This window comes from Streptomyces sp. NPDC001889 (assembly GCF_053594535.1).
Genome location: NZ_JBSFER010000004.1, coordinates 231,072 through 257,666 on the forward strand (window position 1 = coordinate 231,072; position 26,595 = coordinate 257,666).

General features: G+C 72.5%; 23 protein-coding genes. 13 read left to right on the forward strand and 10 right to left on the reverse strand.

The genetic code is table 11. The features are described from left to right. The first annotated feature begins 95 nt into the window (after positions 1-95). From hmgA to ACWCRA_RS06295, 3 genes are all read left to right on the forward strand, one after another. Positions 96-1,427, forward strand: coding sequence for a homogentisate 1,2-dioxygenase (gene hmgA, locus ACWCRA_RS06285; RefSeq protein ID WP_351551842.1), 1,332 nt, complete (start codon positions 96-98; stop codon positions 1,425-1,427). A 30-nt stretch (positions 1,428-1,457) separates the two neighbouring features. Then, positions 1,458-2,210, forward strand: coding sequence for a GntR family transcriptional regulator (locus ACWCRA_RS06290; protein WP_351551844.1), 753 nt, complete (start codon positions 1,458-1,460; stop codon positions 2,208-2,210). A gap of 146 nt (positions 2,211-2,356) precedes the next feature. Beyond that, positions 2,357-3,517 (forward strand): type ISP restriction/modification enzyme, encoded by a 1,161-nt coding sequence (locus ACWCRA_RS06295; RefSeq protein WP_351551847.1) that lies wholly within the window; start codon positions 2,357-2,359, stop codon positions 3,515-3,517. A gap of 591 nt (positions 3,518-4,108) precedes the next feature. Here the strand turns inward: ACWCRA_RS06295 and ACWCRA_RS06300 are convergent. Both ACWCRA_RS06300 and ACWCRA_RS06305 read right to left on the reverse strand, forming a co-directional pair. Then, complete coding sequence (locus ACWCRA_RS06300; protein ID WP_351551850.1) at positions 4,109-4,372, reverse strand: hypothetical protein; 264 nt, start codon at positions 4,370-4,372, stop codon at positions 4,109-4,111. 327 nt (positions 4,373-4,699) lie between these two features. Then, positions 4,700-5,509 (reverse strand): SGNH/GDSL hydrolase family protein, encoded by an 810-nt coding sequence (locus ACWCRA_RS06305; RefSeq protein WP_451066937.1) that lies wholly within the window; start codon positions 5,507-5,509, stop codon positions 4,700-4,702. A gap of 162 nt (positions 5,510-5,671) precedes the next feature. Here ACWCRA_RS06305 and ACWCRA_RS06310 point away from each other — a divergent pair, with 162 nt between their 5' ends. From ACWCRA_RS06310 to ACWCRA_RS06330, 5 genes are all read left to right on the forward strand, one after another. After that, positions 5,672-6,088, forward strand: a complete 417-nt coding sequence (locus ACWCRA_RS06310) for a hypothetical protein (protein WP_351551856.1) — start codon at positions 5,672-5,674, stop codon at positions 6,086-6,088. Positions 6,089-6,420: 332 nt separating this feature from the next. Beyond that, positions 6,421-7,272 carry a glycosyltransferase family 2 protein gene (locus ACWCRA_RS06315; protein ID WP_351551859.1) on the forward strand — a complete coding sequence of 284 codons (852 nt, stop codon included), beginning with the start codon at positions 6,421-6,423 and terminating at the stop codon, positions 7,270-7,272. Then, positions 7,269-8,399 carry a glycosyltransferase family 2 protein gene (locus ACWCRA_RS06320; RefSeq protein WP_451066938.1) on the forward strand — a complete coding sequence of 377 codons (1,131 nt, stop codon included), beginning with the start codon at positions 7,269-7,271 and terminating at the stop codon, positions 8,397-8,399. Before ACWCRA_RS06315 ends, ACWCRA_RS06320 begins: the two co-directional genes overlap by 4 nt. A gap of 20 nt (positions 8,400-8,419) precedes the next feature. Continuing rightward, positions 8,420-9,199, forward strand: a complete 780-nt coding sequence (locus tag ACWCRA_RS06325) for a polysaccharide deacetylase family protein (protein ID WP_351551989.1) — start codon at positions 8,420-8,422, stop codon at positions 9,197-9,199. 111 nt (positions 9,200-9,310) lie between these two features. Next, positions 9,311-10,423 carry a DUF5925 domain-containing protein gene (locus tag ACWCRA_RS06330; protein WP_451066966.1) on the forward strand — a complete coding sequence of 371 codons (1,113 nt, stop codon included), beginning with the start codon at positions 9,311-9,313 and terminating at the stop codon, positions 10,421-10,423. A 31-nt stretch (positions 10,424-10,454) separates the two neighbouring features. On the opposite strand, the gene ACWCRA_RS06335 is transcribed toward ACWCRA_RS06330, so the two are convergent. Then, positions 10,455-10,829: a GntR family transcriptional regulator gene (locus ACWCRA_RS06335; RefSeq protein ID WP_351551867.1), complete on the reverse strand. Its 375-nt coding sequence runs from the start codon at positions 10,827-10,829 to the stop codon at positions 10,455-10,457. A gap of 148 nt (positions 10,830-10,977) precedes the next feature. Between ACWCRA_RS06335 and ACWCRA_RS06340 the strand changes: the two genes are divergently transcribed. Next, on the forward strand, positions 10,978-11,481 hold the full coding sequence (locus tag ACWCRA_RS06340; RefSeq protein ID WP_351551870.1) for a DUF402 domain-containing protein: 504 nt from the start codon (positions 10,978-10,980) through the stop codon (positions 11,479-11,481). A gap of 106 nt (positions 11,482-11,587) precedes the next feature. Here the strand turns inward: ACWCRA_RS06340 and ACWCRA_RS06345 are convergent, their stop codons facing one another. Genes ACWCRA_RS06345 through ACWCRA_RS06355 form a run of 3 tightly spaced genes read right to left on the reverse strand, consistent with a single transcriptional unit; the run spans position 11,588 to position 14,616 of the window. Continuing rightward, positions 11,588-13,084 carry a tripartite tricarboxylate transporter permease gene (locus ACWCRA_RS06345; protein WP_351551873.1) on the reverse strand — a complete coding sequence of 499 codons (1,497 nt, stop codon included), beginning with the start codon at positions 13,082-13,084 and terminating at the stop codon, positions 11,588-11,590. Positions 13,085-13,087: 3 nt separating this feature from the next. After that, positions 13,088-13,636 (reverse strand): tripartite tricarboxylate transporter TctB family protein, encoded by a 549-nt coding sequence (locus ACWCRA_RS06350; RefSeq protein WP_351551876.1) that lies wholly within the window; start codon positions 13,634-13,636, stop codon positions 13,088-13,090. After that, complete coding sequence (locus tag ACWCRA_RS06355; protein ID WP_351551879.1) at positions 13,633-14,616, reverse strand: Bug family tripartite tricarboxylate transporter substrate binding protein; 984 nt, start codon at positions 14,614-14,616, stop codon at positions 13,633-13,635. The genes ACWCRA_RS06350 and ACWCRA_RS06355 overlap by 4 nt, the downstream gene beginning before the upstream one ends. A 128-nt stretch (positions 14,617-14,744) precedes the next feature. Here ACWCRA_RS06355 and ACWCRA_RS06360 point away from each other — a divergent pair, with 128 nt between their 5' ends. Further along, a complete protein-coding gene (locus ACWCRA_RS06360; protein WP_351551992.1) occupies positions 14,745-15,434 on the forward strand; it encodes a response regulator in 690 nt (229 codons plus the stop codon). A 132-nt stretch (positions 15,435-15,566) separates the two neighbouring features. Here the strand turns inward: ACWCRA_RS06360 and ACWCRA_RS06365 are convergent, their stop codons facing one another. Continuing rightward, entirely contained in the window at positions 15,567-15,995 is a 429-nt protein-coding gene (locus ACWCRA_RS06365) for a pyridoxamine 5'-phosphate oxidase family protein (RefSeq protein ID WP_351551882.1), read from the reverse strand. Positions 15,996-16,696: 701 nt separating this feature from the next. Here ACWCRA_RS06365 and ACWCRA_RS06370 point away from each other — a divergent pair. Beyond that, the gene (locus ACWCRA_RS06370; protein WP_351551885.1) at positions 16,697-17,704 is read left to right on the forward strand and encodes a lytic polysaccharide monooxygenase auxiliary activity family 9 protein; all 1,008 of its coding nucleotides are present in this window, start codon (positions 16,697-16,699) and stop codon (positions 17,702-17,704) included. A gap of 160 nt (positions 17,705-17,864) precedes the next feature. Then, positions 17,865-18,947: a DUF3533 domain-containing protein gene (locus ACWCRA_RS06375; RefSeq protein WP_451066939.1), complete on the forward strand. Its 1,083-nt coding sequence runs from the start codon at positions 17,865-17,867 to the stop codon at positions 18,945-18,947. A 58-nt stretch (positions 18,948-19,005) separates the two neighbouring features. On the opposite strand, the gene ACWCRA_RS06380 is transcribed toward ACWCRA_RS06375, so the two are convergent. Further along, positions 19,006-20,088, reverse strand: coding sequence for a S1 family peptidase (locus tag ACWCRA_RS06380; RefSeq protein ID WP_451066940.1), 1,083 nt, complete (start codon positions 20,086-20,088; stop codon positions 19,006-19,008). A 302-nt stretch (positions 20,089-20,390) separates the two neighbouring features. Here ACWCRA_RS06380 and ACWCRA_RS06385 point away from each other — a divergent pair, with 302 nt between their 5' ends. Continuing rightward, entirely contained in the window at positions 20,391-21,257 is an 867-nt protein-coding gene (locus tag ACWCRA_RS06385) for an alpha/beta fold hydrolase (protein ID WP_351551893.1), read from the forward strand. A 42-nt stretch (positions 21,258-21,299) separates the two neighbouring features. On the opposite strand, the gene fxsT is transcribed toward ACWCRA_RS06385, so the two are convergent. Continuing rightward, positions 21,300-25,241: an FxSxx-COOH system tetratricopeptide repeat protein gene (fxsT, locus tag ACWCRA_RS06390; protein ID WP_351551896.1), complete on the reverse strand. Its 3,942-nt coding sequence runs from the start codon at positions 25,239-25,241 to the stop codon at positions 21,300-21,302. Further along, entirely contained in the window at positions 25,225-26,595 is a 1,371-nt protein-coding gene (locus ACWCRA_RS06395) for a TIR-like protein FxsC (protein WP_451066941.1), read from the reverse strand. Before ACWCRA_RS06395 ends, fxsT begins: the two co-directional genes overlap by 17 nt.

Consider the following 26,595-nt stretch of genomic DNA (forward strand, 5'->3'; position numbering starts at 1 on the left):
CGCGCCGCGCCGGGGCGGCGGCCGTTGACGGGGCCCGCCGTCAATCCTACGGTGACCCATAGGATTCCTTTCGGCTTTCAGTACCGGGAGCGGCGATGAGCGGCATCGAGCAGGCCATGGAGCGGGCGCGGAAGACCGCCGGGACACTGGGGTACTCCCCCGGCTTCGGCAACGAGCACAGCTCGGAGGCGCTCCCCGGAGCCCTCCCACTGGGACGGAACGCGCCCCAGCGCGCGCCGCTCGGTCTGTACGCGGAGCAGTTGAGCGGCTCCGCCTTCACCGAGCCGCGCGCCCGCAACCGGCGCTCCTGGCTCTACCGCATCCGGCCGTCCGCCGCCCACCCCCCGCTGCGCCGCACCGGCAATGGCGCCCTGCGCGGCGCGCCCTTCACCGAGACCGCCCCCGACCCCAACCGGCTGCGGTGGAACCCGCTGCCGGAGCCGCCGCCCGGCACCGACTGGCTGGCCGGTCTGTGGACGCTCGGCGGCAACGGCGACGCCGCCCAGCGCACCGGGATGGCCGTGCACCTCTACCACGCCAACGCGCCCATGGTGGACCGGGTCTTCGGCGACGCGGACGGCGAGCTGCTGATCGTCCCCGAGCTGGGCGGGCTCCTCCTCGTCACCGAACTGGGGGTGCTCGCCGCCCGCCCCGGCGAGGTGGCGCTGATCCCGCGCGGGGTCCGCTTCCGGGTGGAGCTGCTCGACGAGCGGGCGCGCGGATACGTCTGCGAGAACTACGGCCAGCCCTTCCACCTGCCGGACCTCGGACCCATCGGCGCCAACGGCCTCGCCAACGCGCGCGACTTCCTCGCGCCGGTCGCGGCGTACGAGGACGTGGAACGGCCGGTGGAGGTCGTGACCCGGTTCTGCGGCAACCTCTGGGCCGCCGAGTACGACCACTCGCCGCTCGATGTGGTCGCCTGGCACGGCAGCCATGTCCCCTATGTCTACGATCTGCGCCGCTTCAATGTCATCGGGTCCATCTCCTACGACCACCCGGACCCCTCGATCTTCACGGTGCTGACCTCGCCCTCCGACACCCCGGGGCTCGCCGGTGTCGACTTCGTGGTCTTCGCGCCCCGCTGGCTGGTCGGCGAGGACACCTTCCGGCCGCCGTACTTCCACCGCAATGTGATGAGCGAGTACATGGGCCTGATCGAGGGCGCGTACGACGCCAAGGCCGAGGGCTTCGTCCCCGGCGGCGGCTCGCTCCACAACATGATGTCGGCGCACGGGCCCGACCGGGAGACCTTCGACCGGGCGAGCGCCGCCGAGCTGAGGCCGCAGAGGATCGACGACGGGCTCGCCTTCATGTTCGAGACCCGGTGGCCGCTGACGGCGACCGGGCAGGCGGCGAACGCGGGCCATCTGCAACAGGGGTACGACGGGGTGTGGCAGGGTCTTGAACGTCATTTCCCGTCCTGATAAGCCCTGACCCGGAGAGACGGAGCCCCCGTGACCTCCTCCTTCGCCCCCGACTCGCTGATCCTGAACCGCAAGCTGCCGCTGTGGTACCAGGTCTCGCAGTCGCTGCGCGCCTCGATACTCGGCCGCACCCCCGAGTCCTCCCTGCGGCTGCCCACCGAGGAGCAGCTCGCCGCGCACTACGGGGTGAGTGTGCTGACCATGCGCCAGGCCCTCAAGGAGCTGGAGGCCGAGGGCCTGATCAGCCGCCACCGGCGGCGGGGGACCTTTATCGAACCGGGGGTGCGCAGGGGTGCGCCGCGCCGGCTGCTGGGCTCGATCGACGCCATCGTGGCGCAGCAGTCGGGGGAGCTGACGACCATCCTCGACCACGGCCCCGAACCGGTCCCCGGCGAGCTGGCCGAGTACTTCCCGGATCTGGCGGAGACGGTGGTCTACCGCCGGCTGCGCTGTGACGGCGAGAGCGGCGAGCCGGTCAACTGGGCGGAGAACACCGTCCGTCCGGACATCGCGGCCCGGCTGGAGGTGAAGGACCTGGAGCGGTGGCCGATGACCAAGGTGCTGCGCGACTCGGTGGGGGTGCGGATCGGCCGGATCACGGACACCGTGGAGGCCCGGCTCGCGGACCCGCGCACGGCGGAGCTGCTGGAGGTGCCGCTGCTCAGCCCGATCCTGCACTACACGGGGGTGACCTGCGACACCGACGGGCGGGTGGTCGACGTGGCGCGCATCCGCTACCGGGGTGACCGCTTCTCGTTCTCGGTGACCGTCGACGCGGAGTGAGCCGCCGGCGGTGACCGCCGGAGGGGGCACGCGCGGGGCACGGCCGGGGCCGGGCCCCGCCCCTGGCAGGGGTGACGCAGGGGTGACGCAAGGGTGACGCAGGGGTGACGGAGGCGTGCGGGGGCGGGTTCGGGGAGGATGTCCCCATGCCGATGCTCGATGAGCTGATGCCGTGGGGTGTGCGGCCCCTGCGGCTGGGACGTTCCTGGGTGATGGGTCCGGACGCGCGGTCGCTGGTGGCGCGCTGGGACGCGGTGGCGGGCGCCTCGGGGGCGGCGCAGGACGCGCTCTTCGGCTGCACCCGGGCCCGCACCCCGCGCACCGCCGTCGCGCAGCTGCCCGGACAGCGCGCGGGTACGGGGCCCCTGGCCCGGGAGCCGGGCCGCTGCCCCGCTCCGGTGCGGCTGCTGCACGGCCCCTTCGACCAGCGGTGGATCGTCCCGGACCACCGGCTGATCGACGCGGCCCGGCCGGAGCTGTGGCGGGTGGCGGACGAGGAGCAGCTCTTCGCCTTCGAGGCCGAGTGCTCGCCGGACGGGGAGCGCCCGGGACCGGCCGTGCTGGTGTCTGCGGTCCTGCCGGACGGCCACACGGGCCCCGGGAGGGTCCGGCCGCTGTTCCGCAGGCCCGGGGGGAGCGAGCCCAATCTCGCGCCGGGGCTGCGGGAGGCGCTGGGCGGGCGGTACGGGCGGACGGTGGAGCCGGAGGAGATCCTCCGGTGGATCGCGGCGGCGGCCGGGCACTCCCCGGCGGGTGCCACGGTCCCGCTGCCCGCCGACCCCGGGGTCTGGCGCGCGGGGGTGGAGCTGGGCGGCCGGCTGCTCTCGGCGCAGCTGCGCGGTGCCGGGGGCCGGGAGCGGCCGAGGCTGCCGGGCGGGCGGCGGCCCTATGTGCGGGCCGCGCTGCCGGAGCGGCCCGGGACCATCGGATACGACCCGGCGACGGAGGTGCTGAGCCTGGGCGACGGCCGGATCTCCCCCGTACCGGCGTCCGCCTGGGAGTTCCGCACCGGGGACGCCCGGGTGCTGGAGCGGTGGTTCGCGGGGCGGACGGCCGCCGGGGAGCAGGGGAGCCTGGAGGCGATCCGGCCGGCGGGGTGGCTCCCGGAGTGGACATCGGAGCTGCTGGAGCTGATCACCGTACTGGCCCTGCTGGCCGGGCTGGAGGCCGAGCGGGCCGCGCTGGAGATCGCCGACCGGATCACCTCGCTCCCGGGCGTCCTGCCACCACCCGCCGCCGCCCGGCGACCCGCCTCGGTCCTGGACCACCACGAGGAGGGCCCGGACGGGCAGTTCGCCCTGCTGTGAGCTGTGCCCGTGGACTGGGGGCCGGGCTCGGCAACGGGGGGTGGGTGGGGGCAGGCGCGGCCGGACCCCGGAGCGGGGCCCTGGGCCGGGCCCGTGGACCGGCCATCACCGGCCGGACCCCTGCGCGGACACGACGAGCCGCGTCGCGCGCGAACCACCGCGACCCGAACCCGTGAACGAGGTGGGTGCGCGCCCCAGCGATCGGGACCCCGAGCGGGTGCCCTGGGCCGGGCCCGCGAGCCGGGCCCGTGCCCGGGTGCCGCTGGCCGGGTGGCGGATGTGGCCGGACATCCGCGGTGTGGCGGCCGGGGGCGGTGGCGGGAGGTGGAGACTCCGGCGGGGCCGCCGCGGGCGCTGCTGCCCCCGATCACCCTGGCGGGTGGAGCCGGAGGCGCTCATGGACACGGTGCCCGCGCCGGGCGAGCACACCGGCGCGGTGCCGCGCTCCCTGGGGAGGACGGACGAGGAGTCAGCCGCACTGCGCCGGGACGGTGTGGTCGCCTGGGCGCGGGGCCGCACAGACGGTGACACGGGAGCCGAGGCGCGCGCTCGGGTGGGCGCGCGCCGGTCGGGCGGGGCCGGGACGGTGGGTCAGTGGCGGCTGCCGAAGAGGGTGCGGCGCAGCCTCCGCAGCGGCGCGAAGAGCGAGACCCCGCCCTTGCCCCGGTCCCGGTCGTGTGTCACATCGCGCGAGGTCAGCTCGCGCATCAGCGAGGTCGCCTCGACGGTCTCGCGCTGGGGCACGGCGGGACCGCCGAGCACCGACAGATGTCGGTCGAGACGCCTGCTTGTGGCGCTGTTCCCGCAGGTGATCGCGGGTACCCGCGCCCTGCTGCGCACTGTTATCTGTTCCATGTCACTCCCCACCCGTACGACGCACCCGGCCCGGGCAGGTTAACCCTATCGCCCCACCAGGACAGCCAGGTATCCCGCCCACAGGATTCACCGCACCCGTACGCGAGTTGACGACGTCTCGACGAATCCGGTGCTTTCCAGGGCGAGTTGGACAGATCCAAGTCTCCACTCGTCCATTCTTCCCACTGCCCCGCGAGCCACGCCCGCCGCACCGAACTCTTTGCTCACGGGTCCGCACTCCCCGCTCACCCTCCGTCGGCCCCGGCGGCTCACGGCCCGGCCCGGGGGCCGGATGTGATCTGCGCCACCGGGGCCGGGCGGCGGGGCTCAGACCTGCGCGTTGAAGGCGGGGAGATAGCCGCCCGACTGACCGGCGGCGGTCGGGTGGTAGGAGTCGCCGATGTTGAGCCAGTTCACGCTGTGCAGCCAGGCGTCGCCGGAGCAGATCTCGTGCCCGGTGAAGGCGGGCACCACATCGGCGAAGGCGAAGCCGTGGTCGGCCGCGCGCTTGCCGATGGCGGTGTTGATGTGGTCGGCGGCCGAGTTGATCGCGGACCGCTCGCGCTCGGTCAGACCGGCGACACAGGTGCCGGCGAGCTTGTAGAAGCGGGGGTAGCCGAGGACGACGACCTCGGCGGAGGGGGCGCGGGCGCTGATCGCGCGGTACACGCTGTCGAGCCGGCCGGGGAGGGTGGTGTCGACGTACGACCGGGCCCGGTTCACCCGGTTGACGCAGTTCGTCTCGGACTGGAGGACGCAGGTGGTCATGACGTCGGCGAAGCCGGCGTCGTTGCCGCCCACGGAGAGGGAGACGAGGTCGGTGGCGGCGGTGAGGGGGGCGAGCTGGCTCGCGGTGACATCACTCGTAAGAGCACCCGAGCAAGCGGTGAACGCGAAGGAGGAGGGTGAGTGCGCGGCGGCCCAGAGCCTGGGGTACGCGCGATTGCTGCGCTTGCAGTCTCCGCTTGCGCTGTCGTAGCCGCCGGCGCCGACCCCGGAGGAGTAGGAGTCGCCGAGGGCCACATAGTCCAGGGCAAGGGCACGGTCGCCGGCCTTCGCCTGGCCCGCTCCGACGAGAGCGAGGGCTCCGGCGAGCAGCAGCGAGGAGGAGAAAGCCGCGAATCGGGACAGTTTCATGGAACCTCCCTTTAGCAGAGTCTCTGCCTCAACTTTCTTACCAGTGAGTAGACTTCACTGGAAGTGTTCATGCCAAGAACGTAGGGCGGCGCTTGACGGAACTCCGGACGCTGCGCAGCATGAGGACCCGGCATCAGATGTCCCCGGGGAGCGGAATCGGCCATGCGGAACAACGGAGTCGAACGCACGGCCGCGTCCGATCTGCTGACGGTGCTCGCCGGCGCGGCGTTCACCTTCGCCCTCACCGGCGCGGTGCTGGCCCTCCTGGACGCGGACTCGGCGCTGCGCGCGCCGACCGTCCTCTTCTTCCTGTTCACCGGGCCCGCCGCCGGTCTGTACGCCGTGCTGCCGGGGCTCGAACCGGCGGCCCGCGCCGCCGTATCGGCGTCGGGCGCGCTCGTCACCGTCCTGCTGACCGGGTGGCTCCGCGCCTCCTGGGACGCCTTCCCCACGGGAGCGGGCATCGTCTCCGTCGCCGCCCTCACGGCCCTGCTGTTCGCCCGGGCGGGAGCCCGCGCATGGCGCTCGAACAATCGAACGTTCGAACAGCAGACGACCGATGAGGTGTCAAATATGTAAAAAGTAAGAATGGCCCCTACGACTTGCTCTAGAGTCCCCGACATCAATACCGTCGTGCATCCACCCGCAACGGATCATCCAGCCAGACGGCTCAAGGGGAGGGCTGGGGCGTCGAGATGGCTCCGGAGCGGGGCGCGGTAGGGGGGTGCCGCGCTCGGTCTCCGCGCTCAACACGAGCCGGGGCACCGCGCGGCCAGTTCCGCAACTCACCCATCGGGATCGGAGGTTGTTCCGCCCTGGGCAGGTGAGAGGTCGGCCCCCCTTTCAAACCGGACACTCATCCGGATCGCCCGGGGGCGGGCGGTCCACCGGTGGAGAGGGAAATACAACCCATGAGCTCAGTCCTGCACCCGGCCGCTCCGGGGCAAGATCCGTCGATGCCGTCGGCGACCCCGCGCGACGGCACCGGCAGCACGGCCGGGGCCTACCGGCCCATCTCCTCTCATCTGGCGATCACCCCGCCGGTGAGCGTGGTGATCCCCGCCATGAACGAGGCGGCCAACCTTCCCCATGTCTTCAAGACCCTGCCCGACTGGATTCACGAAGTGGTCCTGGTCGACGGGAACTCGACGGACAACACCGTCGAGGTGGCGCGGGAGCTGTGGCCCGACGTCAAGGTCGTGAGACAGGTGGGCCGGGGCAAGGGTGACGCCCTCATCAGCGGTTTCGCGGCCTGCACCGGTGACATCATCGTCATGGTCGACGCCGATGGCTCCGCCGACGGCAACGAGATCGTCTCCTATGTCTCCGCGCTCGTCTCCGGCGCAGACTTCGCCAAGGGCTCCCGCTTCGCCAACGGCGGCGGCACCGACGATATGACCTTCATCCGCAAGCTCGGCAACTCGGTGCTCTGCTCCATCGTCAACACCAAGTTCGGCGCCCGCTACACCGACCTCTGCTACGGCTACAACGCCTTCTGGAAGCACTGCCTGGACAAGATCACCCTGGACTGCACGGGCTTCGAGATAGAGACCCTGATGAACATCCGGGTCGTCAAGGCCGGGCTGCGCGTCCAGGAGGTCCCCAGCCACGAGTACAACCGCATCCACGGTGTGAGCAACCTCAGCGCGGTCCGGGACGGCATCCGGGTGCTCAAGGTGATCCTCAAGGAGAAGGGTGTCCGGCGCGCGGAGCGCGGCGGGGCCTCGGCGGGCGTCCGCGTACCCCGGGGAGAGACATCTTGAACGACCGCCGTTTCTCGGTGGTGATCTGCGTCTACACCGAAGACCGCTGGGGCGACATCCTGGAAGCCGTCGCCTCGGTGCGGAGCCAGTCGCTGCCGGCCCTGGAGACCCTGCTGGTGGTCGACCACAACCCGGCGCTGCTGGACCGGCTCGCCCGGGAGTACCGGGAGGCCGGGAGCGTACGGGTGCTGGCCAACGCCGGCCCCCGGGGGCTCTCCTCGGGCCGCAACACCGGAATCGCGGCGTCCAGGGGCGAGTTCGTGGCCTTCCTGGACGACGACGCCGTGGCCGAGCCCGACTGGCTGCACTGGTTCGCGGCCGGGTACGACACCCCGGAGGTGATGGCGGTCGGCGGGCGCACCGAGGCCGCCTGGGCCTCCGGGCGCAGGCCCGGCTGGTTCCCCGACGAGTTCGACTGGGTCGTCGGCTGCACCTACCGGGGACTGCCCCGGGGCCGGGTGCGGGTCCGCAATGTCCTGGGCGGCAACGCCTCCTTCCGCCGGACCGCCTTCGACGCCTCCGGCGGATTCGCCACCGGCATCGGGCGGGACGGCGACAAGCGGCCCCTGGGCTGCGAGGAGACCGAGCTGTGCATCCGGCTCGCCCGGGCGCTCCCCGGCGCGGTCCTCCTGATCGACGACCGCGCGGTGATCCACCACAAGGTCCCCGCCGCGCGGGAACGGTTCGCCTACTTCCGCACCCGCACCTACGCCGAGGGGCTCTCCAAGGCGCTGGTGGCCAGGAGCGTGGGAGCGGGCAAGGGCCTGGAGTCCGAGCGCCGCTACACCACCCGGGTGCTGCCCGCGGGCGTGGTGCGCGGACTGCGGGACGCGGCGCTCGGCCGGAGCGGCGGCGCGGGGCGGGCCGGGGCGATCCTCACCGGGGTCGCCACGGCGGCCGGCGGGTATCTGATCGGCACCGCCCGCGCCCGCCGGGGCGGCGTGAGCTTCTCATCGGGCCCGATCCCATCGCTGCCGGAGCCCTCCCGGGCGGCGGACGGCGGGGTTCCGGCCCCGGACGGCGAAGTCCCGGCCCCGGAGGTTCCGGCCCAGGAGGTTCCAGCCCAGGACAGCGGGGCCCCGGCGCCGGGCGGCAAGGTCGCGGCGGCGGGCGGTGAGAGCGGGTGAACCGGCCCGTACCCGTGCTGATGTACCACGCCGTCGCCCATCAGCCGGCCCGGGCGACCCACGGTCTCTCCGTCTCGCCCGAGTCCTTCGCCGAACAGATGGCACTCCTGGCGGAGCGCGGCTTCACCCCGCTCACCACCGCCGCGCTGGGCGGGATCTGGCGCTCCGGCGGCAGCCGCCCGCTGCCCGCCCGCCCGGTGCTGATCACCTTCGACGACGGTTACGAGGGGGTGCACCGGCACGCCCTGCCGGTGCTGGCCCGGCACGGCTTCGCCGCCACCCTGTTCGTCTCCACCGGCTGGCTGCGCGGTGCGTACGACGAGGGGGGCGCGATCGACACCATGCTCGACTGGGACCAGGTGCGGGAGCTGGCCGCCGGGGGCATGGAGATCGGCGGCCACACCCACAGCCACCCCCAGATGGATCAGCTCGACGACGAGCGGCTGCGGTACGAGACGGTCCGCTGCCGCGACATCGTCGACGCCGAGCTGGGGAGCGTCCCGCGCTCCTTCGCCTACCCCTTCGGCTACTCCAGCCGGCGGGTCCGGGAGGCGGTGCGGGAGGCCGGCTTCGCCCAGTCGTTCGCGGTGGGCAACGCCCTGGCCCGGCCGGGCCAGGGGCCGTACGCCATCCAGCGGGTGACCGTGCGGCGCACCACGGGACCGGCCGAGTTCGCACGGCTCGTCGAGGGCCGCGCCATCGGCCGGAACTTCGCCGGCGACCGGGTGCTCACCAAGGGGTACGCGATGGTGCGCCGGTCCCGGCGGGCCGTCACGGTCATCCGGGGCGGCGTCCGCTGACCGGCTCCCCCGGCGGCGCGCTCCGATCCGGGGCGCGCCACCGGGCAAAACTCCTCGCGCCGAGGGGGCCGGTGCCGGATCATGGGGCCCATGTCAGCCGTACAGCCTCAGATGGAGCGCATGACTGCCGCAGCCGCCCAGCCACAGGACTCACTGCCGATCCGGCTCAATGTCGACGACAGCGACTCACCGTCCGATGTCATCGACGCGCTCTTCCTCGGCCGCTTCGCGACCGGTGAACAGCCCTACGCGCACGCCCATCAGATCGAGCGGGTGAAGCCGGGGTTCGAGCTGCTGCCCCCGGGCGCCTCGGTGCTGCGCTCCGCGCGGGACGACGACCGCAGCGCCGTGCTCGCCGAGGGCGAGGGCTGGACCGTGCTCATCTCCCACTGGAACCGCGGCGCCGATGTCACGGTGACGGCGGTCAGCGCCGAGCTGGCCGAGCGGATCGTCAAGGAGTCCACCGCGGAGGCGGCCGACGAGCCGGAGCCGCAGCCGGAGAATGTGACGATGGGGTTCTGGTACGTCTCCCCGCGCCGCGGCCCCCACCGCACCACGCGCCAGATCGCCGCCGGGACCTGGGACGAGGTCAGACCCAACTACACGGCCCCGGTGGCCGACGCGATGGACCGGCTGATGAAGGTCGGTCCGGACGACATCTCGGGGCGGCTGCTGCTGCTCCACGGCCCGCCGGGCACCGGGAAGACCTCCGCGCTGCGCACCCTGGCGCGCTCCTGGCGGGACTGGTGCCAGGTGGACTGCGTGCTCGACCCGGAGCGGCTCTTCAACGACGTCGGCTATCTGATGGACATCGCGATCGGCGAGGACGAGGGGACGGGGAAGAGCCGCTGGCGGCTGCTGCTCCTGGAGGACTGCGACGAGCTGATCAGGGGCGAGGCCAAGCACACGGCCGGGCAGGCGCTGTCGCGGCTGCTGAACCTCACGGACGGGCTGCTGGGGCAGGGGCGCAACGTCCTGGTCGGCGTGACGACCAATGAGGACCTGGAGCGGCTGCACCCGGCGGTGGTCCGGCCGGGCCGCTGTCTGGCCAGGATCGAGGTCGGCCCGCTGACCCGGGAGGAGTCGGTGGGCTGGCTGGGCACGGAGGAGGGCGTGGGCCGCGCCGGTGCGACGCTGGCGGAGCTGTTCGCGCTGCGCCGGGGCAGCGGTCCGGCCGCCATCCCCGACCAGCACCAGGGCTCGGACGCGGGCCTGTACCTCTGAGGCGCCCGGCGCGCTCCGGCGCCCGGGTGGCTCAGTCGCCGTACGCCGCCCGGGCCGCGTCCCGGGCGGCGGTGAGCGCGTCCTCCCGGGTGGCGCCGAGACGGTGGGCGCGCTCGGCGAAGGTCCGTGCCGCCGCCGCGAGTTCCCGGGAGGCGGCGTCGGCCGCCGGCGCGACGAAGGTGCCGTTGCGGCCCCGGGTCTCGATCACCCCGTCCCCCTCCAGGGCCCGGTAGGCCTTGGCGACCGTGTTGGCGGCCAGGCCGAGTTCCTCCGCGAGTCCGCGCACGGTCGGCAGCCGGTAGCCCACCGGAAGCGCGCCCGAGCGGGCCTGTCCGGAGATCTGGGCCCGGAGCTGCTCGAAGGGGGCGGAGGGGGCGTCGGCGTCGATGACGATCGAGAGAGTCACCCGCCGATTCTCCCCCATGGGCCGCCGGGCGCCGGGGAGAACACGGAGGCCGCCCCCGCGGGGCGGGCACCGGGGGGGAGCACAGAGGGGGCCGGGCGCCGGGAAACCCGGAGGCGGCCCGGTCCGGTGCCCGCGTACCGTGCCGGCCATGACGGTTTCGGTGGAAGTGCGGTTGATCAAGGCGGGCAGGACGAAGATCCGCTATCCGGCGGAGCTGGTCCTGGACGACGGCACCCACGCCGTGGTGCGCGCGCCCTGGGCGGGCGCCGGGGTGCGGGACTTCGGATTCGTCCGCTTCGAGCCGGGCGATGTGTTCACCGAGCACTACTGGCGCGACCGGTGGTACTCGGTGAAGGAGGTGCGCACCGGCGACGGGGTGCTCAAGGGCTGGTACTGCGACATCACCCGGCCGGCCCGGCTCGCCGGCGGGGAGCTGAGCGTGGAGGACCTGGAGCTGGATCTGTGGGTGTCGGCGGACGGCGCGTCGGTGCTCCGCCTCGACGAGGACGAGTTCACCGCGAGCGGTCTTCCCGAGCGGGACCCCGAGGCCGCCGGTGAGGCCCTGCGGGCCCTGGACGGGCTGGAGGCCCTCGCCCTGGGGCGGGGCCTCCCGGAGCTGCTGGGGACCGGACGGGGGAACGCCTCGCGGTAGCGGAGGCGTTCTCGCGGACCACGGGTGACGGCCGGCGCGCCGGGCCCCGACGGCGGACGCCCTCCCCGCCGCACCGTGTCCGGTGCGGCGGGGAGGGCGTCCTCGCTCACGCGGCGGCGTCGCGGCGCCGCAGCACGACCTTCTTGATCAGGGGCCAGGCCAGCAGGATCGCGATGATCACATAGATCGTCACCGAGAACGGGGTGTTGACCAGTCCGGTGATGCTGCCGTCGCTGATCTGGAGCGCACGGCGCAGCTGCTGCTCGGCGGCCGGGCCGAGGATCACTCCGATGACGGCCGGCAGCACGGGCAGTCCGTACCGCCGCATACCGAATCCGAGCAGACCGATGATCAGCAGGATCACCAGGTCGAGGGCCTCGCCGCCGACCGCGTAGGCGCCGACCCCGGCGAAGAACAGGATTCCCGCGTAGAGGTAGGGGCGCGGGATGCGCAGCAGCTTCGCCCACACCGGGGCGAGCGGCAGGTTCAGGGCGAGCAGCAGCACCATGCCGACGAAGAGCGAGGCGATCAGGCCCCACACCAGGTCCGGCTCGCGCTCGAAGAGCAGCGGTCCGGGCTGGATGCCGTACTGCTGGAAGGCGGCGAGCATCACGGCCGCGACCGCCGTGGTGGGCAGTCCCAGCGTCAGCATCGAGACCAGGGTGCCCGCCGCGGAGGCGGAGGCCGCCGACTCGGGTCCCGCCACGCCCTCGATCGCGCCCTTGCCGAACTCCTTCTTGTTCTTGGAGAGCCGCTTCTCGGTGACGTACGAGAGGAAGGTCGGGATCTCGGCGCCGCCCGCGGGGATCGCGCCGAACGGGAAGCCGATGAAGGGACCGCGCAGCCAGGGCTTCCAGGTGCGCTTCACATCGTCCTTGCCGAGCCAGGGGCGGCCGACCGGGATGGGCTCGGCGCCGCCGCGGCGCAGATGGGCCGCGACCCAGAGGGCCTCGCCGATGGCGAAGAGGCCGACCGCGACGATGACGACGTCCACACCGTCGGCGAGCTGGAGCGAGCCGAAGGTGAGCCGCTGCTGTCCGGTCATCTGGTCGAGCCCGACGAGCCCGATGGTGAGACCGATCAGCAGGGACGCGAGACCGCGGATGCGGGAGGAGCCGAGCACGGAGGTGACCGCGATGAAGGCGAGCACCATGATCGCGAAGTAGTCCGGGGCGCCGATGTCCACGGCGAGTTCGGCGACCGTCGGGGCGAGGGCGACCAGCAGGATCGTACCGATCAGACCGCCCGCGAAGTGGCCGACGGCGGCCGCGGCGAGCGCTTGGGCGCCGCGCCCCGCCTTGGCCATCGGATTGCCCTCGATGGCGGCGACGACGGCCGCGCTCTCCCCCGGGGTGTTGAGGAGGATCGAGGTGGTGGAGCCGCCGAACATGGCTCCGTAATAGATGCCGGCGAACATGATGAACGCGCCGGTCGGCTCCAGGCCGTAGGTGACGGGCAGCAGCAGGGCCACCGCCATCGCGGGTCCGATACCGGGCAGCACTCCGATCGCGGTGCCCAGCAGGACACCGATCACCGCCCAGAGGAGGTTGATCGGGGTCAGCGCGGTACCGAACCCGTCTATCAGTGAATTGAGAGAGTCCATCGGCTAGAGCACCCCCATCAGCGGGCCACCGGGGAGCGGAACGCCGAGCAGATTGTTGAAGACGTAGTACGTCGTGAGGGAGAGGAAGGCGGCGATCAGCGGGTCCCGGTGGTAGTGCCTGCTGCCGAGGGAGAACGCGGCTCCCCAGAAGAGCAGCATGCCGGAGACGGGGAAGCCGATCGGGGTGATGAGCACGGCGAAGCCGAGGAAGACGCCCGCGAGCAGCAGGACCGTACGCCAGTCGCTGGGCTCGCTGAGGTCGATGTCCTCGCCGCCCTCGGCCTCGCCGCGACCGCCGCGCAGGACGTCGACGGCGAGCAGGACGGCGATCACGATCAGCCCGGCGCCGACGACGATCGGGACGGTCTTGGGGCCGACGGGGCCGCGCTGGGCGATGTCGACGTCCATGGTGAACGCGTCGGTGAGGACGAGGACGCCGATGAGGAAGAGCAGCACGCTGACGCCGAGCTCGGAGTGCTCTCGCAGCCAGGAGCCGCCGGGCCGGGAGGAGGCCTGGGCCGAGGGGACCTGGGGGGATTCCTGTGAGTTCACAGTCCGAGCTCCTTCAGCACCGAGTCCACGCGCTTGTCCTGTTCCTCCAGGAAGTCACCGAACTTGTCGCCGGTGAGGAAGGCGTCGGTCCAGCCGTTCTTCTCCAGCGACTCCTTCCACTCGTCGGAGGCGTGCAGCTCCTCGATCAGGTTGGTGAGCTTGTCGCGCTCGGCGCCCGAGATGCCGGGCGGGGCGACGATCCCGCGCCAGTTGGTGAACTCGGTGTCCAGACCCGATTCGCGCAGGGTGGGGGCGTCGAGCCCGGGCACCCGCTCGGGGCCGGTGACGGCCAGCAGCCGCAGCTCGCCCGACTTGATCTGGTCCAGGTACTCGCTGACGCCGGAGACGCCGAAGCCGACCTTGTTGCCGAGGATGGAGGCGAGCAGCTCGCCACCGCCGTCGTAGGGGATGTAGTTGACGGTCTTGGGCGCGATACCGGCCGCCTCGGCCATCAGCATGGGCGCCAGGTGGTCGGGGCCGCCCGGGGACGAGCCGCCGCCGACGGAGATCTTGCCGGGGTCCTTCTTCCAGGCGGTGAGAAGGTCCTCGATGGTCTTGAACGGCGAGTCCTTGCCGACGACGACGATGTCCTGCTCTTCGGTGAGCCGGGCGATCGGGGTGGTGTCGGCGAGGGTCTTGGGCGTCTTGTTGGTGTGGACCGCTCCGACGACGCCGAGGCCCATGGACATCGCCAGCTTGCCGTTGCCGTGCTCGCTGATCAGCCGGGTGAGACCGACGGTGCCGCCGGCCCCGGGGAGGTTGAAGACCTCGATGTCGTGGGTCAGCTTGGCGTCCTCGGCGTTCTTGGCCGCCGTGCGCGCCGTGATGTCGTAGCCGCCGCCCGGCGTGTTGGGAACCATGAACCGGAGCCCGGGAATCTGCGTGCCGGTGTCGGAGCCTTTGCCCTCGCTGAGCAGTGGCGGCCCCACGAACACCAGCAGCGCCGCCCCGAGCAGGGCGAGGGGAGTGCGCAATCGCACGTGAGCCGCCTTTCGGTAGGGGAATGTGTGAAGTGGCCCACATGTTGCCGGTGCGTTAAGAAAGTGTCTCTCTTCCGGAATCAACGGACGTTGTGGTCATTGTGGTCACCGCTTAGCGTGTGCGCGTGATGAATGTGCTGGTGGTGGACGACGACTTCATGGTCGCGAAGCTGCACAGCCGCTATGTGTCCGCGACGGAGGGGTTCCGGGTCGTCGGTGTGGCGCACAGTGGCGCCGAGGCGCTGCGGGCGGCCGAGCGGCTACGGCCCGATTTGGTCTTGCTCGACATCTATCTGCCCGATATGGATGGGCTGACGGTGCTGCGTGAGCTGCGGGCGGCGGAGGAGCAGAACGCGACACGGGCGAGGGTGGACGCACTGTTCATCACGGCGGCCCGGGACGCGGGCCTGGTGCGGGCCGCGCTGCGGGCGGGTGCGCTGCATTACTTGATCAAGCCGTTCAACCAGGCTTCCCTGCAAGAGCAGTTGAGGCATGTGGCGGCGCTGCGGTCACGCTTCGAACGGCTCGGGGGTGAGGCGCGCCAGGAGGACGTGGACCAGATATTCGGCGGCCGGCCGCCGGGGGCGCGCGGGCTGCCGAAGGGGCTGGCGCCGCACACGGCGGAGCTGGTGGAGCGGATACTGCGGGAGCACCGGGGGGATCTTTCCGCCACTCAGTGCGCCGAGGCGGGGTCGCTGTCGCGGGTGAGCGCGCGGCGGTATCTGGAGTACTTCGTGGAGACGGGGCGGGTGGAGGTCACCCTGCGGTACGGGGGCACGGGCCGGCCGGAGCGGAGGTACCGGCTGGTCGGCAGATGAGCGCGGCGCGCCGGGAAGGCCGGGCGCGGTACTGAGGTGCCGGGCGCGGCGCGGGGGAGGCCGGGGCGCCGAGTGCCGGGTGCCGGGATTCGCTTCCGCACACGGGAGCGGGAGGGCGGCGGACGGCCCCGGTCAGACCCGGCCCAGGTCGGCGCTGTTCCACCGCTGGGGGCGCATATGGATGACCACCTGCTCGCCCAGCTCCTTCTCCGCGAACTCGACATAGGACGCGACCTGCTTCGCCGGAAGGTAGCGCGCGGTGATCTCCACCAGCCGCTGCCGGGTCGCCGGGGACGTCTCGACGACGGGCCCCTCGACCGATACGTACCGCACGCTCGGCGTCACCCGGTCCACCAGCAGGGAGAACCGTCCGGCCCGGGCGATGAGCCGCTCCTTGCGGGAACCGAGACCGGTCATGATCCAGATGTCCCGGCCGGGTGCGTACTGGTACCAGACCGGCACGGTCAGGGGCGCCCGCCCCTCGTCCCCCGCGCACACCGCCAGGGCCGCGATATGGGGTTCGGCCAGGAACTGCTGACGCTCTTCGGGGGTCAGGGTCATGGATGCCTCCTTCGCTCGGTCCACCGGTCGTACCGGTCCGGGGCCGGGTGTGGCGGTCGGCCGGAAAGCGACCGGGCGACAGAGCAAAGCTACAGCTCCAGGGCCCCCGTCAAGCCCCACTTGACCAGTTCCCGGGCCTCCGGTTGACCACTTTTGTCCCGTCCAGAACAAGAGCGCCGACCGTGGCGGGAACCGGCGCCGGCCGGCGCCGCCCCCACCCCGCCCACCGGGGCCGGGCGCCGGGACCGGGTACGGCACCGGACCAGTCCGCCCCGGGCCCGGCGCGAGGTCAAGGGCACCCACCGGCGAGTTCACCCGAACGGGTGAGCAGGGGCCCACCGCGGCACTGACCCGCGCCGGATCGTTCCTGCGGGCCGGAGGGAGCGGCGGCCAACGGCCGCAGCGATGCATCATTCGCTTTCGCGAACGTCTTCACGGAGATCTCCGCCGGTGCTTCTCCGCACGGACCGGGCATAGCGGCCGGAACGCGGCTCTTCCTCAGCCCGCTCTTAGCGCGTCCTTAAAACAAGGATAAGGATCATCGCCGACCCCTCCTCAGCGGCGATTTCCGGGGTCGGGACGGCTAGCTTGTCGATCGCCGGGGCCGGTTCGAACGACAGCACCGCAGACGGTCACGAGCCGCACCGTCTGTGTTGGGCCGGCCCCGGAACCCCCCTACCCTCCATGAGGAGAACTCCACCATGACCGCTCGCCGCAAGGTCGCCACGATCGCCGCCCTCGGTATCGCACCGATCGCCCTGACCACGCTGAGCGTCACTCCCGCCGCCGCCCACGGGTCGATGCAGGACCCGGTCAGCCGTGTCTCGGCGTGTTTCGCCGAGGGCCCGGAGAGCCCCGACTCTGCGGCGTGCAAGGCCCTGGTCGCGGCCGGCGGCACCCAGCCGCTGTACGACTGGAACGAGGTCAACATCGGTGACGCCGCCGGCCGCCACCGCCAGATCATCCCGGACGGGAAGCTGTGCAGCGTGGGCCGCGCCAAGTACAAGGGCCTCGACGCTCCCCGCACCGACTGGCCGTCCACCAAGCTGGCCGCCGGCAACCACACCTTCCGCTGGAAGGCCACCGCCCCCCACAAGGGCAAGCTGGAGCTGTACATCACCAAGGCCGGCTACAACCCCGCCCAGCCGCTGAAGTGGTCCGACCTGGAGGCCCAGCCCTTCGCCTCGATCGAGACCGAGCCCCACCTGGTCAACGGCACCTATGTCTTCGACGCCAAGCTCCCGGAGCGCACCGGCCGCCACCTGGTCTACTCGATCCTCCAGCGCTCGGACTCCCCCGAGGCCTTCTACACCTGCTCCGACGTGGTGATCGGCCAGGAGAGCGGCGGCGGCACGGGCAGCGCCCCGGTGGCCCAGGCGCCCTCCGACGGCGAGATCAAGCAGGGCACCGAGAAGTCCACCGTGGACCACGGCGGTCACGGCGGCGACACCCCCGCCGAGCAGAAGGCCAACGCCGAGCACGTCGCCGACACCACGTCGGCGGCGTCCGACGGCAACGCCCCCGAGGCCCAGGGCGGCTCCGCCCCGGTGGCGAAGGAGGCGGCGGAGGACAACCTCGCCGCGACCGGCGGCGACAGCACCACCCCGTACATCGCGATCGGCGGCGCCGCGGCGCTGGCCCTCGGTGCGGCGGCCATGTTCGGCACCGCCCGCCGGCGCGCCACCGCCGGTGGCCGGAGCCGCCGCTGACACCCCGCACGACCGGACCGAACCGGTGATCGTCCCGCGCGTCCGCCGTTGTCCGGCGGGCGCGCGGGCCGTTGTCCGGGCGGGCGCCGGGCGGTGTCCCGCTCGGCCATTCGGCCGCCCAGCACCTGCGTGACGGCCCCGCGCCACGGAGCGTGGGGTCATGACCCGGACACCGGACGGCAGTGAAACGGACCCCCGGCCCCCCGGCCGCGCGGCCCCCCAGGGCTTTGTCGCGGAGGTCAAGGACGCGGTGAGCGTGCGGGCCGCGGTGCTGGTGATCGGGGTGCTGGCGCTTCAGATCGCCTTCATCACCTCGTACATCGGCGCCTTCCACAAGCCCGAGCCGCACCGCGTCCCGCTGGCCGTCACCGCGCCCACCGCACAGCTCGCCGAGCGGGCCGTCGAGCGGCTGGGGGCGCTGCCCGGTGATCCGCTCGACCCCCGGGCGGTACGGGACGAGGCGGGCGCGCGGGCGCAGATCCGGAACCGGGACGTCGACGGGGCGCTGGTGATCACCGGCGGCGGCACCGACCGGCTGCTGGTGGCGAGCGCCGCGGGGGCGTCGCTGGCCGACGCCCTGATCGAGACGGTGGGAGAGGCGGAGCGGGCCGAGGGGCGGAGCCTGGACGTGGTGGACACGGTCCCGGACTCCCCCGGCGACACCCGGGGGCTCTCCTCCTTCTATCTGGTCGTCGGCTGGTGCGTGGGCGGCTATCTCTGCGCCGCGATCCTCGCGATCAGCGCGGGCGCGCGGCCCGCCAACGCCCACCGGGCGGTGATCCGGCTGGGCGCGCTGCTGCTGTACTCGATCGCGGCGGGGCTGCTCGGCGCGGTGATCGCGGGCCCGGTGCTGGACGCCCTGCCCGGCAGTGTGCCGGCCCTGTGGGGGCTCGGCGCGCTGCTGGTCTTCACGGTCGGGGCGATCACCCTCGCCCTTCAGGGGCTCGCCGGGATCGTGGGGATCGGCCTGGCGATCCTGCTGGTGGTGGTCCTCGGCAATCCGAGTGCGGGGGGCGCCTACCCGTATCCGCTGCTGCCGCCGTTCTGGCGGGCGATCGGGCCCGCGCTGCCCCCGGGGGCGGGTACCTTCGCGGCGCGCTCGATCGCGTACTTCCGGGGCCATGGCGCGGGCGGCCCGATGCTCATCCTGGCCGCCTGGGCGGTCGCCGGATCGCTGATCACGGTGGGGTGCGCGCTGCTGCGGCGCTCCGCCACCGGCACGCGGGCGCCGGAGTCCCGGTAGACGGGTCCGGCCCGCCGCTGGTGCGGCGGGCCGGAGCGGGGTGCGGAGCGGGGACGGATCAGCCGATGTTCGCCCCGACGGCCCGGAGCACCTCCGGAACCGGCTGGAAGAAGGTCGTCCCGCCGGCCGCGCAGTCGCCGCTGCCGCCGGAGGTGAGACCGATCGCGGTGTCGCCGGAGAAGAGGGAGCCGCCGCTGTCTCCGGGCTCGGCGCAGACATCGGTCTGGATGAGCCCGTTGACCACATCGCCGTTGCCGTAGTTCACGGTGGCGCCGAGGCCGGTGACCGCGCCCTCGTGCAGCCCGGTCGTGGAGCCGCTGCGCTTCACCGGCATGCCCACGGTGGCCTCGCCGGCCCGGGCGATCGGCTGGGCGGAGCCGTTGTGGAGGTTGACCTCGCTGGGCTGCGGACCGGTGGCGCCGTACTTCACCAGCGCGTAGTCGTCGCCGGGGAAGCTGGAGTCCGTCATCCGTCCGATCGGCGCGCCGCCCGCGGTGGCGGACCACTGGCTGCCCGGCTGCCCGCAGTGCCCGGCGGTGATGAAGTGCGGGGCGCCGTTCTTGACGACGTTGAAGCCCAGGGAGCAGCGTCCGCCGCCGGAGTGGATGGCGTCGCCGCCGGAGGCGAGGGGAGTGAACTCGCCCGGCGACTTCCGGAGTTCCGCCGTGCCGCCCAGCTTCTCGACGACGGCGGCGAGCCGGTCCCACTTCGCGCCGGTGACCGTGCGGTCGGCGGTGACAGCGATCTTGTTGCTGACCGGGTCCTGCGCCCAGGCCGTGCCGGGGATGGCGGCCTTCTCGGCGAGGGTCCGGCGGGCGCCGTCCAGCTCGGCCGTGCTGTTGGCGACGGTCCTGGCCCGGGCGCCGGCGTCCCGCACGGCCGTCGCGGCGGCCCGGTCCACGACATTGACCACGAGGGTCCGGGTCCCGGCGTCGTAGTGGGCGCCGGCCGCGCCGTCGCCCAGCTTCCCGGTGAGTTCGGCGGCCAGTTCCCCGGCGTCGGCGGCGGAGAGCGGCCCGGCGGCGGGGCGGGACCGCTCACCCGCGCCGGCGCTCTGGAGGGTGAGGCCGGTGGCGGCCAGGGCGAGTGCGCAGGCTCCGGCCAGCGCGGCTTTTCTGCCGGATATACGACGGTGCTTCAACGTCGCCTCCTGTGGGGGGCGTGTCCGGGCGGTGGGGTGCCCGGTGGACACGGAGGGTTGGGCCGCCCACTATGCAGAGGCGCCGAGCGGGCACACAAGGACGGTTCCAGAACGGGCACACGACAACGCGCGGGCGTTCACGGCGCCTTCACCGCGTGCGTACGGGCGCTTCGGCGGGATTTCCCGAAAGACGGTGGAACCAGGCCCGATCAACGACCCCGCTGGGTAGACGTGATGGGGGGTGGGAAATGGCGGAATCTCATGACTGCTCGCGTGGGACGCATACGGCGGAAGGGGCGGGTGTGCGGCATCGGGTGCACGCGGCGGACGGGCGGCATCTGATGGTGGAGCGGCTGGGTGATCCGCGCGGAAGACCGGTCTTCCTGCTGCACGGGACACCCGGCAGCAGACTGGGGCCGGCCCCGCGCGGCATGGTGCTCTACCAGCGGCGCACCCAGTTGATCGCCTACGACCGCCCCGGGTACGGGGGTTCGGACCGGCTCGCGGGGCGGAGTGTGGTCGATGTCGCCGAGGATGTCCGGGCCATCGCCGACGAACTGGGGCTGGACCGGTTCGCCGTGGTGGGCCGCTCGGGCGGCGCGCCGCACGCGCTGGCCTGCGCGGCCCTGATGCCGGAGCGGGTCACCCGGACCGCGGCCCTGGTGACACTGGCCCCCCGGGACGCGGATGGTCTGGACTGGTTCGAGGGAATGGCGGCCTCCAATGTGCTGGAGTTCACCTTCGCGTCGGACAATCCGGCGGTGCTCACGGAGCGGTTCATCCTCCGCTCGGCCCAGATCCGGAAGGACCCCATCAGACTCCTCGACGATCTGCGCAGGGAGCTGACGGACTCCGACCGGATGGTGGTGGCGGACGCGGGGGTGCGGCGGATGCTGCTGCGCAACTACCAGGAGGCACTGCGGACATCGGCGTACGGCTGGATCGACGACGCGCTGGCCTTCTGCTCCCCCTGGGGGTTCGACCCGGCGGACATCAAGGGTCCGGTGCTGCTCTGGCACGGTGAGAAGGACGTCTTCTCACCGGTGGGTCACTCGCGCTGGCTCGCGGAGCGCATCCCGGGGGTGACCGCCGTGCTGGAACCCGCGGCGGCGCACTTCGACGCCCTCCACGCGCTGCCGCGGGTGCTGACCTGGCTGCTGGAGGAGTGAGGCCCGGTCCCGTCCGGCGGAGGGCCGGGCCCGGGCCCCGGGTCAGACGGCGAGCGGCTCCAGATCCCGGTGCACCCGGCGTTCGTCGCGGGCGATCCTGGTCAGGGCGTGGTCCTCGCTCAACTGCCGGCCCAGCTCCTCCACGGTCTCCGCCCTCAGCTGCGCGGCCTCGGCCTTGCGTCCCAGCGACCCCAGCGTCACCGCGAGGTTGGAGGCGACACCGAGCACCTCGGGGTGGTGCGGTCCGAGCACCTCGCGCAGCCGGGCCACCGAACGCTCCTCGATCTCCAGCGCCTCCTCCGCGCCGCCCAGGTCGGCGAGGGCGTTGGCGAGGTTGATGGTGCTGTAGAGGTAGTGGGGATGGCTGTCGCCGAGGACCTCCCGCATCCGGGTGCTCACCTTCAGCAGCAGGTGCTCCGAGGACTCCGGGTCGCCGCAGCCCCACTGGTAGATCCCGAGGTTGTTGATGGCGGCGAGGGTGTACGGATGCCGCTCCCCCGGCACCTTCATGTACTGGTCCACCACCTCCTGCGCCAGATCGCGGGCCGCGACCGGCTCACCGGCGGCGAAGAGGTCCGCGGCGAGGTTGAGATCGCAGGCGAGGGAGTCGGGGGTGGCGCTGTTGTACCCGGCGCGGTAGCGGTTGCGGGTGGCCGTGGTCAGCCGCCGGGCGTCCTCCAGCCGGCCGGCCCTGCGCAGCGAGACGGCCAGGGACTTGGCCGCCGCCAGGGTGCCCGGGAAGGTCCGTCCCATGTGGTCCTTGTACAGCTCGTAGGTGCGCACCAGCAGGGTGACCGAGTCCTCGTACCGGCCGACCTCGCGCAGATCGCGGGCGAGGGAGGTGGCGGAGGAGAGGGTGTACGGATGGATGGGGCCGTGCACCTCGGTGCGCCGGTCGAAGACCTCCTGGTCGATCTCGCGGGCCCGGGAGTACTGGCCGACCATCCGGAGATTGAGCGCCAGGTTGTTGGCGGCGGCCAGGGTCCGGGGGTGCGACTCGTGGAAGATCTGGCTGAACCCCTCGTGGGCCTCGCGCGCCAGCTCCATCGCCCTGCCGTACTGGCCGAGGGTGCCCAGGTCCATCGCGAGTCCGCTGGTGGTCATGTAGGTGTGCGGATGGGTGGCGCCGAGCACCACCCGCTGGCGCTCCAGGGTCTGCTGGTCGAGGGTCATGGCCTCCTGGTAGCGGCCCTGCGAGCGGTAGAGGTTGGAGATGTGGAAGCAGAGGTAGAGGTACTGGAGGTCGTCGGTGCCCAGCATGGTCCGCCAGGTCTCGCGGACCTCGTCGGCGACGGCCTTGGCGGTGACCCAGTCGCCGCGCTTCCAGAGATAGCGCACCCGGTCGATGAGGAGCCGCCGGGTCTCCGGTTCCCGGCAGGTGCGCGCCTCCGAGGTGGCCAGATGCGGCCAGATGGTGCCGAACCGCTCCCAGGTGCTGGGGTTGTCGATGGGTTCGTCGTCGTCGGGCCGCGCTCCGGCGAGGACCCGGTGGACGGCGTGCCGCGCGTCGCGCTGCTCCTGCTCGGTGAGCTGGGCGCGGATGACGGCCTGCACCAGCCGGTGCACCTGGATGCTGTTGTTCACCTGGTCGACCTTGGCCAGGGCGAACCGGCCGATCTCCCGGATGACCCGGCCGAGGACCAGCTTCTCCTGGAGCGAGGCGTCGTACGGCTTGAGGGCGTCGATCATCTCCTTGCTGTAGAGGAGGTTGGCGGAGATCGGCTCGGGGGCGAAGAAGGCGCAGAGCTGGAGGAGCCGCACCGCCGCGGGTGAGCGCTCCTTGAGCTTCTCGATGGAGACGTTCCAGGTCGCGGCGACGGGCTCCGGGTAGCCGGCGGGCTGGTTGAGCGCGAGGACGCTGGTGGCCTGTTCCCCGAGCAGCTCCAGATAGTCGGAGACCGGGGTCGCGGTCTCGGCGATCCAGGCCGCGGCCTGCTCGACGGCGAGCGGGAGATCGCCGACGGCGGTGGCGACCCGGTCGGCGTCGTCGATGGTCAGTCCGCGGGCCCGGCGCTGGAGGTGCTCGATGGACTCCTCGCGGGTGAAGACATCGATGGCGAGCGCGTCGCCGTACTGCGACCAGGTCTGGTTCCTGGAGGTGACGAGGATGTGCCCGGGGCCCTGGGGCGGGAAGAACCGCTTCAGCTGTTCGGGGTCGTCGGCGTTGTCGAAGACCAGCAGCCAGCGGGCGTGCGGCACACCGCGCCGCAGCAGGTCGATGGCCTCCCGGGAGGCGGCGGCCATGTCCTCGCCGCCCTGGGCGCCGAGCCGGGTGGCGAGGTCGGCGAGTCCTTCGATGACATCGTCGGGCTGCTCCGCCGAGATCCACCACACCAGGTCGTAGTCGGCCATGAATCGGTGCACGTACTCGATGGCGACCTGGGTCTTGCCGACGCCGCCGAGTCCGTACAGGGTCTGCGGCTGGGGCAGTACGGCGGCCACCGCCATGCCGCCGCCGAGCCGGTCGCGCATCTGCTCCAGGGCGACGGAGCGCCCGGTGAAGCCGGGGTTGCGGGGCGGGGCGTTCCAGATCTTGGGGACGGTGCCGGGGAAGCGCGGTCCCGGCGACTGGGCGTCGGGCGGCTGCACGGGGCGTTCCAGGGCGCGCAGCAGGGCGCTGGTGGCCTGGACCTCGTCCAGCCGGAAGAGGTCGACGCTGTTGCGGTCGGCGAAGGGGGTGTTGAGCCGGACGTCGCCGATGCGCAGCGGCAGCACGTGCCGGCGGGTGCCCCCGGAGTCCTCGGCGAAGGCGCGCTGCCAGAGGCTCATCGCGCGGGGTGACTTGAGGTAGGCGCTGGAGAGCAGGAAGACGGTACGGGAGGTGGTGCCGGCGGAGGGCGGGGCCTCGGCGGGGTCGCGCTCGACGGAGACATCGCGGGGGACGACCCGGAATCCGGCCCGGGTGAGCACGGCTTCGACCCAGTCGGCCCACATGCGGTTCTCGGCGACATAGCTGAGCAGCAGATCGGCGGGGAGCGCGGGCCTGCGCCGGGTGAACGCGTCCTTGATGCGGAGCCGGATCTCGTCGCCGACCGCGGGCATGGAGGTGACGCGGTGCTCGGTGATGACGGAGGTGAGCCGTTCGAAGGCGGAGAGCAGGGAGTTGGTCAGCCCGGTCTCGTCGCCGAAGGTGGCGAGGGTCTCCTCGTAGGCGTAGTAGGGGCGGTACGGGATCTCCACCGCGCCCCAGTAGGAGGTCAGCTCCTCGCCGGTGAGGCCGGTGGGGAAGCGGTCGAACTTCACCCGGGCCAGCGCCCGGCCCGCGTCGGCCTTCTCCTTCTCGCCCTCGTCGATGCGCATCGGCACCGGGTAGATCCTGATGCCCCGGCCGCCGTAGCGCTCGTCGATCTGGCGGGCGACGGAGGCGGCGCCGTCGATGGACTGGTCGCTGAGGGTGAAGCAGTCGACGAGGACGTCGGGGAGGTGGACGGTGCAGATGTCGGCGATGTCGCTGAGGCCGGTGCGGCTGTCGATGAGGACGTAGTCGTAGGTGGCCTTCATGTCCTCGCGCAGGGCGTCGAAGAAGAGGCCGCCGCCGAGGCGGTCGTAGAAGTTGTCCCAGTCGAAGGTGGAGACGGTGGCCGAGTACTCCCGGTTCTGGCGCCCCGCGGAGACGAAGTCCAGGGTGCCGCCCGCGGGGAACTCCCAGCCGAGGTTCTCCGGCGAGAGGGAGACGGCGTGCGGCTGGATGCGGGCGTAGTCGGTGTGCCAGTCGTCGCGGCGGCCGGTGTCGGGGGTGATGGCGGCCCAGGCGTACTCGGTGATGAGGTCGATGACGCCGGTGGTGGCACCGAGGGTGGAGGGGTCGAGGAAGGGGTGGAAGAAGCGGTGCAGGCCGGGCGCCTCCAGGTCCCAGTCGACGGCCAGGACCCGCTTGCCGTTGGAGGCGAGAATCCAGGCCGTGTTGGCCAGGGCCATGGTGCGGCCGGTGCCGCCCTTGTATGAGTAGAAGGTGACGATGCGTCCGTCACGACTGGCCGTCATCCGTGTCCTCCGCATCGGGGTCTGTGCCACGTGAGTGGGTGTCGCCGGGGATGGTGTCGGGGTAGCCCGCGGGGCCGGTCAGCCGGAACCGGGTGCGCGCCGGCGGTGCGGCGGGCGGGGCGGGCGGGAAGACCTCGGCGTGCCGCAGGAACTCCTGGGCGGCCGATTCCACGACCTCGGGCAGGATGTGCCCGAAGGCCTCCATGCTGAACACGCCCCGGGCCGCGAGCCGGCAGGCGGGGCGGCCCTGGCTCATCTGGCGCGGCATGATCCGCTCCAGTTTCCGCACCAGATCGGACTCGGAGGCCCGGCTCTGGGGGTCGTCGCGGTTCCAGGCGACGACCAGGCTGACCCAGGGGCGCGGTTCGGCGTCGAAGGCGGCGAGCCGGGCGCAGCGCTCGTCGTCCTCCAGCGCCCAGCGGTCCATCAGGAGTATCTCGGGCCGGGTGGGCGGCTGCCGGGGGTCGGGCGGTGACTCGTGGTCGAAGGAGGAGATGGTGGCCTGGTAGTTGAGGGAGCGGACCAGGTCCTGGGCGACCAGGGCGAGCGGGCGGGCCGAGTCCGGGTGGTAGGGGTTCCAGTCCTGGGGGTCCTTGCCGTAGTACTCGGGGGCGCGGCCGTCGGGGAGGTCGTGCCGGGTGGGTGCGGCGACGGTGAGATGCATGGGGCGGGGTCCGCCGCTGGGCTTGCCGAAGGCGCTGGGCGCGTGCCGGTAGTCGACGGGGCTGCCGGAGGCGACCCGGGTGGTGTCGGCGACGCTGACGATGCGCTTGGCCAGTTCGTAGACGGCGGCCTCGTACTCCTCGGCGAACCGGCGCAGTTTGATCAGGCCGTAGAGCCCCTCGGTGACATAGAGGTCGCCGAAGGCCCGGTGGTTGAACTGGAGCCGCTCGGCGGGTCCGGGGAGCTGCTTCGGCGGGACGGGCACCCAGAGCGCGGGGACGATGGCCTCCACCGAGCGGTTGCTCTTGGCGTGGTGGTAGATGGCGCGCTGGGCGAAGGCGTACCACTCCTTGCCGCACATCTCGCTGGCGAAGTACCGGGGGGAGAAGAGGGGGACGAAGACCCGGCAGGTGGAGAGGGTCTCTCCGAGCCGCTCCGACCAGCCCTCGCCGGTGCGGATCTCCCGGTCCATGAAGCCGGCCGGGGAGCCGGCCGGCAGATCGGTCAGGGCCAGCACATGGCCGCAGAGATCTCTGAACAGCCTTTCGACCCACATGTCGGGGTCGGGCCCTCCGACCCCGAACCTCGGTGTGTGCGCGTAACTCAAGAAGAAGTACGGCCGGTGGTCCGGCGCGCGTTGCGCTGTTTCCGACACACGACCCCCGTCCTGTGTGAGCACCCGCTCCCCCAT